Raw genomic sequence first — 13,340 nt, 5'->3', positions numbered from 1 at the left:
GAGCCCATCCATGTCCAAGCCCGACTACGCCATCACCTTCTTCTATTATGAGGACATGATGTCGGTCGTGCCCTTCTATGAGGAGGTGCTGGGCTTCGAACTCGTCCTGGACCAGGGGATGGCCCGCATCTACCGCATCGCGCCCGGCAGCTATTTCGGCATCGTCGATGGCGTGAAGGGCCATCTGAAGCACCAGCCGACCTCCGCCGTGCTGCTGACCATCGTGGCGGAGGATGTGCCGGGCTGGCATGCGCGGATGCAAAAGGCCGGCGTGAAGAACCTGACCGGCCTGCTGCGCGGCACCTATTGCGAGCATTTCTTCTTCGAGGACCCGGCGGGCTACGCGATCGAGGTCCAGCGCTTCCACAACCCGGAGGTCGCGAAGCTCTTCAAATGATCCCGCTCCTCACCGACTGGACGGAGGAGGATCGCGCGGCGAAGGGCCTGCGTCGCGGACCGGCGGTGCTGACCACACCGGTGCATCGCACCGCGCTGGAACTGGCGGCGGAAGCGCCGAAGCTGCTGCTGCTCGCGCCGCCGGGGGGCGGCCGCACGACGCTGCTGCACCACGTCGCCCGCTTCGCCGCCGGCGCGCCGCCCGATCCCACGCCGGTGGTGCGGAACGAGGAAGGGCTCGCCAAGCCCGAGGCCTGGGAGGCGCCGCCCGCCACGCCCGTATTCTGGACGCCGGGCCTGGCGCTGGATGCGCTGGCGGATGGCACGCTGCTGCTGGTGGATGACGCGGAGGACCCCGCTTTGCTGTCCGCCATCGCCGCGCGGCCCGGGCTGCGCGCGCTGGTCGTCGGCGATCCGGCGGTCGCGGGCGGCTGGGTCTTGCCGCAGGGGTTTCGGCGGCATCGCCTGCTGCCGCTGCTGGCCGCGCAGCGGGCGCGTCTGCCGCAGGCGATGCGCGCGCCGCTCTTCGCGCTGCCCGGCTACCTCGCCATCGCGCGGCGCCTGGGGGTGACGCCCGCCAGCGCGCCGATCCTGCGCGACACGCTGCTGGTCCGCGCCACCCCGGCGGAGGCCGATCTGCTCGATGCCGGCTTCATGCGGCCGCTGCTGGAGGCGCGGATGCTGGAGAATGCGAGCCCCGCCATGCTCGCCCTGCGCTTCCTGGAGGAGGAAGCGGCCATGGCCGCCGTGCTGCGCCATGTCGTCGCGGCGGACCCGGCCATCGCCGCGCCGCTCGCCGCCTGCCTGGTCCGTACCGGCGATGCGGGCGCGCTGCTGGCGGCGGAGATCGAGCCGGGCGCGGTGCCGGGCCTGGTGCAGGCGTTGGCCGTGATCGTGGAAGGCGGGCGCCTCGGCGTGCCGCAGCGGGCGCTGGCGGGGCGGGAACTGGCGCGGCGGGGCGATCCGCGGGACCTGGCCGAGCTGGTCGCGGTGCCGGGCGGGGAGGTGGTGATGGGATCGGCGCCGGCGGCGCCATCCCGGCCGGTGCATCGCGTGGCGGTCGCGCCCTTCCGCATCGGGCGCTACCCCGTCGTCAACGCGCTCTATGCGCGCTTCGTGGCGGAGACCGGCCGGGCCTGGCTCTCACCGGCGCGCGATGATCCGGCGCTGGCCAATGCGCCGGCCACGGACCTGACCTGGCGCGATGCCATCGCCTGCTGCGCCTGGCTGACCGGGACCTGGCGGGCGGAGGGGCGGATCGGCGCCGCCGACACGGTGCGCCTGCCAACGGAGCCCGAATGGGAATGGGCGGCGCGCGGCACCCAGGCCGAGAGCGACGCGCCCGTGCATCCCTGGGCCGCCCCTTGGGATGGCGATCGCTGCAACGGGGACAGCGCCGGGCTGAATGCGCCCTGCGCCGTCGGCATGTTCCCGCGCGGACGGTCGCCCTGGGGCTGCGACGACATGGCCGGGCAGGTCTGGGAATGGTGCCACACGCTCTGGGGGCCGGAGATGGCGCTGCCATCCTTCGTCTACCCGTGGGCCGGTGATGATGGGCGGGAAGCTGCGGACGCACCGCCGGGCTGGCGGCGCGTGCTGCGCGGGGGCTGCTTCTCCTCACCGGCGGAGAAGGCGAACGCGCATTACCGGGGCAGCCTGGAGCCGGATGGGTTCTGGCGCGGGAATGGGTTCAGGGTGGTGGTGGGGTAGAACGTGATGACCCCCACCCCGACCAGCCTGCGGCCTTGCAGCAGCGCCGCAAGCCCCCGCAGGGGAGGGAGAGGGTCAATACAAATGGCACGCCGCGAGATGGCCGGGCGCGATTTCCTTCGCCACGGGCGCATGCTGCGAACAGATCGCCATGCGGGCCGGGCAGCGCGGGTGGAAGGCGCAGCCGGGCGGGGGTGCGACGGGGCTCGGGATCTCGCCCGGCGGTGCGGCGGCCGCGCGCTGGTCGGGCACCTTCGCGCGAGGCACGGCTTCCAGCAGCATCCGCGTATAGGGATGCGCCGGCCGGCGCCAGATTTCCGCGCGCGGCGCCTGCTCCACGATCCGGCCGAGATACATCACCGCGACCCGGTCGCTCATGTGCTTCACCACGGCCAAATCATGCGCGATGAACAGGTAGGACAGGCCGTGACGGTCCTTCAGCGTGCGCATGAGGTTCAGGATCTGCGCCTGGACGGAGACATCCAGCGCCGAGACGGGTTCATCCGCCACCAGCAGCCGGGCTTCCACCGCGAGGGCCCGGGCGATGCCGATGCGCTGGCGCTGGCCGCCGCTGAATTCATGCGGCCAGCGGGCGGCGTGGCTCGGGTCCAGCCCCACCTGCGCCAGCAGCGCGCCGACACGCTCCCGCCGCTCCGCCGCCGTGGCGGGGGTGCCATGGACGATCATCGGTTCCTCGATGAGGTCGCGGACGCGGTAGCTCGGATTCAGGGACCCGGCAGGGTCCTGGAAGACCATCTGCATCTCCCGCCGCAGCGGGCGGAAATCCTTCGGCGGCAGGTCGAGGACGCTGCGGCCGCGGTATTCGACTCGCCCGGCAGTGGCCGGCACCAGGCGCAGCACCAGGCGCGCGGTGGTGGATTTGCCGCTGCCGCTTTCACCGACCAGGCCGAAGGTCTCGCCCTCCGCGATCTCGAAGGACACGTCCTCCACCGCGCGCAGCACCGGGCGCGGCGCCAGCAGGCGGGGGCGGGCAACCCGGTAGTGCTTCGTCAGGCCCTCGGCCTGCAGCAGCGCGGTCACAGCGGATGCCAGCAGCGGGCGGCGCGGGCGGGGGCCTGCGCCGCCAGGGGCGGGGCCTCCGCCAGGCAGCGGTCGGAGGCGCGGGGGCAGCGGGCAGCGAAGGCGCAGCCCGGCGGCAGGGCGGCGAGGTCCGGCACCTGGCCGGGGATGGCGTGCAGCACCGCATCCTCGTCATCCAGGTCCGGCATGGAATCGAGCAGGCCGCGCGTGTAGGGGTGGCGCGGGCTGGCGAACAGCTCCCGCACCGGCGCCGTCTCCACGATGCGGCCGGCATACATCACCGCGACGCGGTCCGCATTCTCCGCCACCACGCCGAGGTCATGGGTGATCAGCAGCACGGCCGTGCCCCGGCGGCGGCGGAGATCCTCGATCAGCGCCAGGATCTGCTTCTGGATGGTGACGTCGAGTGCCGTCGTCGGCTCATCGGCGATGAGCAGCGCGGGGTCGCAGGCGATGGCCATGGCGATCATCACGCGCTGGCACATGCCGCCTGACAGCTCATGCGGGTAGGCGTCGTAGCGCCGGGCGGGGTCGGAGAGCCCGACCTCCCCGAACAGCTCGATGGCGCGGGCGCGGGCGGCGCGGCGGTCGGCGCGGCCATGGGCGACCAGCGCCTCCGCCACCTGGCGGCCCACGGTCAGGACCGGGTTCAGCGAGGACATGGGTTCCTGGAACACCATGGCGAGCGCGTCCCCGCGCAGCGCCCGCAGCGCGGCCGGATCGATCGCGCGCAGGTCGCGGCCCTGGAAGACGATCTCTCCCTCCACGCGGGCGGTGGCGGGCAGGAGCCCCATCAGGGCGAGGGAGGTGACGGATTTGCCGCAGCCGGATTCGCCCAGCAGGGCCAGCACCTCACCGCCCGCGATGTCGAAATCCACGCCATCCACGGCGCGGACCAGGCCGCGCCGGCTGGGGAAGGCCACGCGCAGCCCGCGCAGGGCGAGCAGCGGCGGAGCCTCCATGGCAGGCGGGTTCAGCCGCCGCGCGGGCTGCGCGGACGGCCGCGGCGGATCACCTGCGCGCCCCGCCCGCCGCGGCTTTCCGCGGCCAGGGCCAGGGTGGCGGAGGCATCGGCGGCCTCGGCTTCCTGCAAGGTCTCGGCCGGGGGCGCCGGGGGCTCGCCGCTCTCGCTCGGGCCGAGCAGGGGGGCGAGGGTGCCGTAGGTCTCGTAGAAGCCGCTCTGCGCGCGGCGCGCGAGGTGGGGCGCACCATCGATGCGGAAGATCCGCCGCTGCATGGTGAGGCGGGCCACCTGGTCTTCGGTGGCGGCGATGAAGGTGCAGCCGGCGGCGCGCGCCGCCCTGACCTGGTCCGGGGAGAGATCCATGCGAGGGGTCTAGCGCAACGGCGCGGGTTTGTCTGCGGGGGCCGGTTTCACGACAGGGGGCTCAGAGCACCCAATCCGCGGAGGCGAGCAGCCGTGCCGTCGGCGCCGGATCGTCGTTCGCGATCAGCCCCGTGGCCGATGGCGTGGTGGTGACGAGGCCGGCGCTGGGGGTGGAGAGGCGGATGATGAAGGCTTCCGCCGCCTCCACCACCGTGTCGCCCAGCACGTCGAGGGTGATGACCTTCTGCGCCTCTCCCGCCAGGAAGGTGACGGTGCCGGAGGGCAGGACCCGGCCGGCGAAATCCGCCGCCGTCGCCCGGTTGGCGCCGAATCCGCCCGTGGCCCAGGACACGCTCTGCTCAGCATCCAGCACGCCGGTGCGGGTGATGGCGAAGGTGAAGGGCGTGGTGCCGGACTGGCCTTCCGCCTTGCTGGCGGACAGGGCGGTGATGCCGACGCCGGTATCGTCGTTCAGGATCGTCGCCACCGCCTGGGACGGCGAGAAGGCGACCCCCGGGCTGGCGGCTGTCAGCCGCACGGCGAAGCTCTCATCCCGTTCGACGAGGCCGTCGCTGGCGACGTTGACCGTGATGGTGCGCGTGGTCTCCCCCGCTTCGAACCGGATCGTGCCGCGCGGCGTGCTGGCGCCCGCGAAATCGGCGGCGGACGTGCCGTTCCCTCCCGCACCGACGACGGACCAGGACGCGGTCTGGACCGCATCCAGATAGCCGCTGCGGGTGACCGTGAAGGTGAAGGGCGTGGTGCCGCCGTTGCCTTCCACCGCGCTGCCGGTGGTGCTCGTGATGGCCATCACCGTCTCGTCCCGCAGGATCGTGCCCTGCGCCTCCGCCTGGCCGAGGAGGAGGCCGTTGGTGGGGCTGGACAGGCGGACGACGAAGGTTTCGTCCAGCTCGCGGGTGGAATCGCCGGAGACGTTGACGGTGATGGTCTTCCGCGTCTCGCCGGCCGCGAATTCGACGATGCCCGAGGGCGGCGCGCCACCGACGAAATCCGAGGCGCTGGTCCGCGACGCGCCCGTGCCCGCGACCGACCAGGCGACGGATTGCGCGGCATCGGTGGCGCCCGTCCGCGTGACATGGAAGGTGAAGGGCGTGGTCTCGCCGGCGTGGCCTTCGGTCCGCACCGCCTGGTGGGCGGTGATGGCGACGCTGCTGTCATCGGGCAGGATAATGCCGAGCGCGTCGGCGTCCCCGAGCGACTGGTTGGCCGTGGTGGTGGCAAGGGTAACGGTGAAGCGTTCCGCGCGTTCCGCCACCCGGTCGCCGGCGACGTTGACGGTGATGGTGCGCGACGTCTCGCCGGCGGCGAAGCTCAGGGTGCCGGAGGGCAGGACTCCGCCCGCGAAATCGGCCGCGTCGGCGGGGGCGGAGCCGTTGCCCGCGACCGCCCAGGCGACGGAGGCGGCTTCCGTGACCAGGCCCGCGCGGGTGACGGTGAAGATGAAGGGGGTGGTCCCCGCCTGGCCCTCCGCCCGTTCCACCGTGCCGGACTGCATGTCGAAGACCATGTCATCATCGCGGAGGGACCCGGTGATGGCATTGCCGAGGCCGAGGCCGGCGGTGGTGGTCGTCAGCGCCAGGCGGAAGAAGGCCTCCGGTGCCTCCGCGATGCTGTCCGCGACGAAGGATAGCACGACCTCCTTCATCGTCTCGCCGGGGGCGAAGGTGACGCTGCCGGTGGGCAGCGCGCCGCCCACGAAGTCCCGCGCCTGCACGACGGCGGGGACGCCGGAGAGCGACCGGGAGGCGGCCCAGCCGACGACATCGGTGCCCGAGGTATCGCCGATGCGGAGCAGCGGGATCACCATCGTGGTGACGCCGCCATGACCTTCCGTGATCGTGCGGCTATAGGTCCCGGCCTCGATGCGCGGGTCATCGTTGACGATGGTCACCGGCATCTGATGCGTGTCCACGCGCAGGGACGGCATAGTGGGAGCCACGTTGAACGTGAAGTATTCGTTGGGTTCGGACCGCGTGTCGCCGGCCACCGCGATGGTCACGGTCGTCGTCGAGGCACCCGCGGCGAAGGTTGCGATGCCCGTGGGCAGTGTGCGGCCGACAAAGTCGGCGGCATCGACAGCCTGCCCGCGCGTCGCATCGGGCACCACTGCCCAGTTCACGCTCGCCTCATCGGCGATGTAGCCTTCGCGATGCAGTGTATAGGTCAGGAGGGTGGTGCCCGCCTGGCCTTCCGTCACCTGCGAGGCACCCGTGACCCGCATGGTGGCGTCATCGTCCAGCACCTCCACCGCCACAGTGCCGCCGTTCAGGATATTCATTCCGGGGGAGGGGTCGGAAAGGCGGAAGGTCGCGGTCTCCCGCAGGGCTTCCACCCCCGCATCGTCGAGGATTGGCAGGACGACGACCTGCACCTGCTGACCCGGGGCGAAGGTCAGCCGCCCGGATAGCGGCGTGCCCGGCGCGAAATCGGCGCTGTCCAGCAGGCCCTCCAGCGTCCAGGCGACGCTGGCGGTGTCGGTCAGGGGGCCACGGCGCTCGACCGAGATGCGCAGCGCGCCGTCGCCGGATTCGCTCGCCGAGGTGCCGCCGGGCAGGATCGTGAAGCCGGCATAGACGTCCCGGATCCAGAGCGAGGGCGAACTCGCGCTGCGCACGTCAAGCCCGGGCGAGGGGTTGGAAAGCCCAAACAGGACGCGTTCCATGCCCTCCAGCAGATCATCGGTGGCGACGGGCACGAAGATGGTCGTGGTGGACTGGCCGATGGCGAAGACGGCACGGCCCGAGGGCAGGATTCCGCCGGGGAAATCGGCTGCCGTCGCGTAGTTCCACGTCGGGATCAAATCGTCCCGGCTGGCAGGATCCAATACCGCCCAGTCTAAGCTCTGCTCCAGATGCGTATTGCCCGATCGCGTCAGGCGAAGGAGTTGGCCGCTCGTCGCGGCATTGCCTTCGAGAATTTCCAGACCGGTATTGGTGACGGCAACGCTGGCATCATCGTTCAGGATTGTGGATCGGATTGTCGATGTGAAGACCCTTGATCCTTCAATCGTGGGCAGGGTCGAGGTGAAGGAGACGTCAAAGACCTCGTTGAGCTCGAAAAAGGAGTCGCCCTTGATCCAGATGCTGAGCGTCCCGCTGCTTTCGCCTGCGGCCAGGGTCAGGCTGCCCGAGCTTGCGGGTGCCGTTCCCAGCATCGGATCGAAATCGTCGATGTTGGCTGCCAGGGAACTATTGGTAGTGGAAAGACGCCAATCGACCGTCAGGGCCTGGCTGGCGTCGCCGATGCGGCTGACCAGGTAGCGGAACTCGGTCGGGCCGGTCGTGCCTTCAACCAGGGGGCCTTGCTGCGCGGTGACGCTCAGCCGGCTGTCATCGTCACGGATGACGGTCGTGGCCTCGCCGACCAGGATCGTGCTGCCGGATGGGGCATCGCGCAGCCTGACCGTGAAGCTTTCATTGGGTTCGGCAACGCTGTCCCTGTTGACGACGAAGCTGACGCGCTGCGTGGTTTGCCCCGGAGCGAAGGTGACGACCTGGGACGCCGGAGACCAAAGGGGGAAGTCGGCGGCATCGGTCGGCCACAGGCCGCTGCCCGCGGCGTCGAGGGTGATGCTGGCCTGGCCGCGCACGCTGTTGCGGGTGACATCGAAGGAGATGGTGTTCAGCCCCGGCGAAATCGCACTGAATGTCCCTTCCGCCACGCTGTCGGCGACGGCCCGCACGGAATAGATGACATCATGGTCGGCGACGATGTCGAACCGCCTCCCAACGCTGGAGATATTGCCGTCCTGATCGGTCATATTCGCGACGACGAAGATCGCCTCGTCGGGGTCGAGCACTGAATCGCGGATCGTCGGGATCAGGATCGTCCGGCTCGCCTCGCTGGCGCCGAGGACGAAGGTACCGCCGGGCAGGACGCCGCCGAAGGCGAAATCAGACGCGGTGACGTCACCGCGGACGCCGGTGACCGTCCAGACGACGGTGTAGGTTTTCGAGTCCCCTGCACCACGCTCCAAGACGAGGGCGAGTGTATTGCCCTCGACCACCTCGCGGAGGGCGCTGTTCAGGTTCATCATGGTGTCGTGCCGATCAATCAGGAACGCCGTTTTGACCGGGCAGGAACGAGCAGGTGAAGGAACTGGTCAGGTTGAGGGCCTGCGCCGACGTCCAGGCCGGATCACGCTCACCCAACGCACGTCACCCCCAACTCCCGGTCATTACCACACCGTTATCTGAGGACCTACCTTCCGGCTAGTTGTCCATTATCACGCGTCCGTGAGTAAACAACCTTTCCGCGAGTTCCAGCGCCAGCCGCGTCGCCTCGTTCTCCCGCTCCGCATTCCAGGCCAGGGCCACGCCCACGGCATGGATCGGGCCCTCCAGTGCCCGGAACGCGACGCCCGGCGGCCGCAGCCGGGCCATGCCGGCGCTGACCAGCGCGACGCCGAGCCCCGCCGCCACGAAGCCCAGCTGCGCCATGGCGGAGCCGACCTCCCGCGTCACGCGCGGTGTGAAGCCGGCGGCGTGGCAGGCGGCGACCATGGCATCCGAATAGGCGGGGCTGATGCCGCGGGGCAGCACCAGCATCGGCTCATCTGCCAGCGCGGCCAGCGGCAGGGGACCGTCCTGTGTCGCCAGCCGGTGCTCCTCTGGCAGTGCGGCCGCCAGCACGTCCCGGCCGAGCGGCCGCAGCTTCACGGGATGGCGGTCCCGGTCGAGCCGGAGCAGCGCCAAATCCACCTCGCCCCGCCGCAGCGCCTCCACCGCATCCGCCGTGTCCATCTCCCGCACCGCGATGGCGGAGGCCGGGCGCGCGGCCTGCAGGCCACGGACCAGCGGCGGCAGGTAGTCGAACAGGGCGGAGGTGACGCAGGCCAGCGCGACGGGGGCGCTGCGGCCGGCGCGGAGATCGCGGGCGAGCGATTCGATCTGCCCCGCATCCTCCGCCATGCGGCGCGCCAGCGGCAGCAGGGCCTCGCCCTCCCGCGTCGGGCGCGCGCCCTTGCCGCTGCGCTCCAGCAGCCGCACGCCGAGTTCACGCTCCAGCGCCTGGATCTGCGCGGTCAGCGGTGGCTGGGAGATGCCGAGCCGTGCGGCGGCGCGGCCGAAATGCCCTTCCTCCGCCACGGCGAGGAAATGGCCGAGCCGTCTGACGAGGCGGAAATCCATGGGCGCTTCAGTCCATCCGATACGGAAAGGCTATCGCGCCGCCACGCCAATCGGAATGGACGATCACGCGAAGCGGGTCCAAAACGGGGCGTCACTATCCGAATCAAATGGGGAACGCTGATGAAGCTGCATCCGGTGAAGGTCCATCCGTCCAAGGCGCTGCTGAAGCGCGAGGACCAGCTGGCCTGGAAGATGGCCGGCGTCGCGGTGGACAAGGTCGCCGTCCAGAAGGACGTGCAGGCCATGATCATCAACCGCGTGATCGACAACGCCTCCGTCGCCATCGCTGCCATCAACCGCCGGCCGGTCGTCTCCGCCCGCGGCATGGCGCTGGGCCATGCGAAGAAGGCGGGCGGGGCCACGGTGTTCGGCGTGAAGTCCGGCACCACCGTCTCCCCCGAATGGGCGGCCTGGGCGAATGGCACGGCGGTGCGTGAGCTCGACATGCACGACACCTTCCTGGCCGCCGACTACTCCCACCCCGGCGACAACATTCCCCCGCTGCTGGCGGTCGCGCAGGCGATGGGGAAGTCGGGCAAGGACCTGATGCGGGGCCTGGCGACGGCCTATGAGCTGCACATCAACCTGGTGCGCGCGATCTGCCTGCATGAGCACAAGGTGGACCACATCGCCCATCTCTGCCCCGCCGCGGCCGCCGGCATCGGCACCATGCTGGGCCTGAAGCAGGAGGTGGTGTTCCAGTCGATTCAGCAGGCGCTCCACACCTCCGTGAGCTTCCGGCAGTCGCGGAAGGGAGAGATCTCCTCCTGGAAGGCCTATGCCCCCGCCCATGCCGGCAAGCTGGCGATCGAGGCGGTGGACCGCTGCATGCGCGGCGAGGGCGCGCCGAGCCCGATCTACGAAGGCGAGGATTCCGTCATTGCCTGGGTGCTGTCGGGCCGCACGCAGGCCGACAGCAAGGGCCGCAAGACGGTCTATGACCCCACCTACTACGAGGTCCCGCTGCCCGAAGCCGGCGAGCCCAAGCGCGCCATCCTGGACAGCTACACCAAGGAGCACAGCGCCGAATACCAGTCCCAGGCGCTGATCGACCTGGCCTTCCGGATGCGGGAGCAGATCAAGGACATGGAGGCGATCGAGAAGATCATCATCCATACCAGCCACCACACCCACTACGTGATCGGCACCGGCGCGAACGACCCGCAGAAGATGGACCCGAAGGCGAGCCGGGAGACGCTGGACCACTCCATCATGTACATCTTTGCCGTCGCCCTGCAGGACGGGCGCTGGCACCATGTGGACAGCTACGCGCCGAAGCGCGCCGGCCGGGCGGATACCGTTCGCCTCTGGCACAAGATCGAGACGACCGAGGACCCGGAGTGGACGCGCAAGTACCACTCCCGCGATCCCAATGAGCTGTCCTTCGGCGGCCGGGTGGAGATCCTGTTCAAGGACGGGTCGAAGCTGGTGGATGAGCTCGGCGTGGCGAATGCCCACCCGAACGGCGCCCGCCCCTTCGCGCGGGACCAGTACATCAACAAGTTCCGCATCCTGACCGAGGGCATCATCACGACGCGGGAGCAGAACCGCTTCCTGGAGGCCGCGCAGAACCTGACGAGCCTGCCGGCGGGCGAGCTTTCGGCGCTGAACGTGGCGCTGCCGGCGGGCACGCTGCTCGACGCCAAGCCCGGCATTTTCTGAGCGTTAACGAGTACCGCACCCCGCGGGCGGAACCCTGCGTTCCGCCCGCCCTGCGGCAAGGGGAGTGAAGCCATGAGTGAAGCCACACCGACCCTCTACAAGGGCCTGGTCGGCGTCTATGCCGATGTCTCCAGCGTCTCCAAGGTGATGCCGGAGACGAACAGCCTGACCTATCGCGGCTATGCCGTGCAGGACCTCTGCGAGGAGAGCAACTTCGAGGAGGTGGCCTACCTGCTGTGGCATGGCGAGTTGCCGAACGCCGCGCAACTGGCCGCCTTCCAGGCGGAGGAACGCGCGAACCGCGCCCTGTCGCCCGCCCTGCTGCGGGTGCTGCGGGAGATCCCGAAGGGCGCGCACCCGATGGATGCGATCCGCACCGCCGTCTCCTTCATGGGGGCGGAGGATCCGGAAGCCGCCGATGTGTCGGACGCCGCGCAGCGGCGGAAGGCGATGCGCCTGCTGGCCAAGCTGCCGACCGCGGTGGCGGCGACCAACCGCCTATCCAAGGGGCTGGAGCCGATCGCGCCGGATGCGTCGCTGCCCTTCTGCGAAAACTTCTTTCACCTGGTCTTCGGCAAGGTGCCGCAGCCCGAGGTCATCAAGTCCTTCGACGTCTCGATGATCCTCTACGCTGAGCACACCTTCAACGCCTCCACCTTCACGGCGCGGACGGTCACCTCCACCGGGGCGGACATCCATGGCGCGATCGCGGCAGGCATCGCGGCGCTGAAGGGCCCGCTGCATGGCGGCGCCAATGAGGCGGTGATGCACATGCTGACGGAGATCGGCAGCCCGGAGGCGGCGGAGGAGTGGCTGGACGGCAAGTTCGACCACAAGGCGCTGGTGATGGGCTTCGGCCACCGCGTCTACAAGAACGGCGACTCGCGCGTGCCGACGATGACCAAGTACGCCGAGAAGATGGCGGAGGTGGTCGGCGACCGGCGCTGGATGGAGACCAGCCGCGTGCTGGCCGCGAAGATGATGCGGGTGAAGAACATCCACCCGAACCTCGATTTCCCCGCGGGCCCTGCCTACTACCTCATGGGCTTCGACATCCCGATGTTCACGCCGATCTTCGTCTGCTCCCGCATCACCGGCTGGGCGGCGCATGTGTTCGAACAGGCGGCCGACAACCGGCTGATCCGCCCGCTGTCGCACTACACCGGCGAGGAACAGCGGCCGGTGAAGCCGATGGCCGAGCGCTGAACGACGACGCCGCGCGGCATGATCGCGCGGCGTCTTCCGATGCGAGGAAGCGCCAGCGCGGCCGCTCCCTCGCATCGATGAACGGCATCCGTGCTGCCTTCGGATGCTTCTCTCCGCACGTCGCTGCACACGCGATGCACATCGCTGCACGTCGTTCGTGCGTTTTCGTTTGACAGGCAGGTTGCACACACGGATAGCGTGACGATGCACGCATCGCTTGACGCGATTCGCGTGAATGTCGGCGCCGAGGCGGCATCATCCTCGCGGCGATGACATCACGCAGAACACACGGGCGGTGCAGCGCAGCAGGAAGGATCGGTCCATGGACCGCAGGCTCGTGGGGCAGGGGATCGTGCGCAGCACGCCATGTTCCGCACCGCTGAACAGCGCCATCGCGGCGCGGACGGCCAGCGCCATCGTGGCGCGGGTCGTTGGCGGGAGAGAAGCCGGGAAGGGCGCGACGCGGCGTGATGCCGCGCACAGCGCGCCCCGTACCGGCGCCGGCGGAAGCGGGACGGCGGCTGCACCGGGACGGCGCGATACGGGATCCGCGCCGACCGGGAGACGCACGGTTCGACCTGCCTTCGCGGGCACGACGCGGCGCAAGCCGTGCGGACCCACCACCACCGGAACACCACTCACCGGAAAAGATCGGAGATCCTGACCATCATGACCGACACCACCGTGACCACCGAGACTGAGACCGAGGCCGCAGCGCCGCGCGCCCAGGCGATGGCGATGGCTGCCGCGAAGAAGACGGCGAAGAAGCCCGCCGCCAAGAAGCCGGCCGCGAAGAAGGCTGCGCCGAAGAAGGCCGCTGCCAAGAAGCCCGCCGCGAAGAAGGCCGC

10 protein-coding genes are annotated in these 13,340 nt (G+C 70.1%); 4 read left to right on the top strand and 6 right to left on the bottom strand.

What is annotated here, in order from left to right; genetic code table 11:
- The first annotated feature begins 10 nt into the window (after nucleotides 1–10).
- Together BM041_RS18840 and BM041_RS18835 are read left to right on the top strand one after the other, a co-directional pair.
- Entirely contained in the window at nucleotides 11–397 is a 387-nt protein-coding gene (locus BM041_RS18840) for a VOC family protein (protein ID WP_092961428.1), read from the top strand.
- On the top strand, nucleotides 394–2,106 hold the full coding sequence (locus BM041_RS18835) for a formylglycine-generating enzyme family protein (RefSeq protein ID WP_092961427.1): 1,713 nt from the start codon (nucleotides 394–396) through the stop codon (nucleotides 2,104–2,106). Before BM041_RS18840 ends, BM041_RS18835 begins: the two co-directional genes overlap by 4 nt.
- A gap of 75 nt (nucleotides 2,107–2,181) precedes the next feature.
- On the opposite strand, the gene BM041_RS18830 is transcribed toward BM041_RS18835, so the two are convergent.
- From BM041_RS18830 to BM041_RS18810, 5 genes are all read right to left on the bottom strand, one after another.
- Nucleotides 2,182–3,147 (bottom strand): ABC transporter ATP-binding protein, encoded by a 966-nt coding sequence (locus BM041_RS18830; protein WP_092961426.1) that lies wholly within the window; start codon nucleotides 3,145–3,147, stop codon nucleotides 2,182–2,184.
- Nucleotides 3,144–4,109 carry an ABC transporter ATP-binding protein gene (locus BM041_RS18825; protein WP_092961425.1) on the bottom strand — a complete coding sequence of 322 codons (966 nt, stop codon included), beginning with the start codon at nucleotides 4,107–4,109 and terminating at the stop codon, nucleotides 3,144–3,146. The genes BM041_RS18830 and BM041_RS18825 overlap by 4 nt, the downstream gene beginning before the upstream one ends.
- Nucleotides 4,110–4,120: 11 nt before the next feature.
- Nucleotides 4,121–4,474 carry a hypothetical protein gene (locus BM041_RS18820; protein WP_092961424.1) on the bottom strand — a complete coding sequence of 118 codons (354 nt, stop codon included), beginning with the start codon at nucleotides 4,472–4,474 and terminating at the stop codon, nucleotides 4,121–4,123.
- A gap of 61 nt (nucleotides 4,475–4,535) precedes the next feature.
- Nucleotides 4,536–8,531: a Calx-beta domain-containing protein gene (locus BM041_RS18815; protein WP_092961423.1), complete on the bottom strand. Its 3,996-nt coding sequence runs from the start codon at nucleotides 8,529–8,531 to the stop codon at nucleotides 4,536–4,538.
- A 175-nt stretch (nucleotides 8,532–8,706) separates the two neighbouring features.
- Nucleotides 8,707–9,624, bottom strand: coding sequence for a LysR family transcriptional regulator (locus tag BM041_RS18810; RefSeq protein WP_092961422.1), 918 nt, complete (start codon nucleotides 9,622–9,624; stop codon nucleotides 8,707–8,709).
- Nucleotides 9,625–9,744: 120 nt separating this feature from the next.
- Here BM041_RS18810 and BM041_RS18805 point away from each other — a divergent pair, with 120 nt between their 5' ends.
- Nucleotides 9,745–11,286 carry an MmgE/PrpD family protein gene (locus BM041_RS18805; RefSeq protein ID WP_092961421.1) on the top strand — a complete coding sequence of 514 codons (1,542 nt, stop codon included), beginning with the start codon at nucleotides 9,745–9,747 and terminating at the stop codon, nucleotides 11,284–11,286.
- Between the two features lie 72 nt (nucleotides 11,287–11,358).
- Nucleotides 11,359–12,492, top strand: a complete 1,134-nt coding sequence (locus tag BM041_RS18800; RefSeq protein ID WP_092961420.1) for a bifunctional 2-methylcitrate synthase/citrate synthase — start codon at nucleotides 11,359–11,361, stop codon at nucleotides 12,490–12,492.
- Between the two features lie 255 nt (nucleotides 12,493–12,747).
- On the opposite strand, the gene BM041_RS30680 is transcribed toward BM041_RS18800, so the two are convergent.
- Entirely contained in the window at nucleotides 12,748–12,909 is a 162-nt protein-coding gene (locus BM041_RS30680) for a hypothetical protein (protein ID WP_175534015.1), read from the bottom strand.
- Between the last annotated feature and the right edge of the window lie 431 nt (nucleotides 12,910–13,340).

The organism is Falsiroseomonas stagni DSM 19981 (genome assembly GCF_900114315.1).
GTDB classification, from domain to species: Bacteria; Pseudomonadota; Alphaproteobacteria; order Acetobacterales; family Acetobacteraceae; genus Falsiroseomonas; species Falsiroseomonas stagni.
The sequence above is the reverse complement of the archived record's forward strand: the minus strand, read 5'-3'. Positions and strand labels throughout refer to the sequence as shown.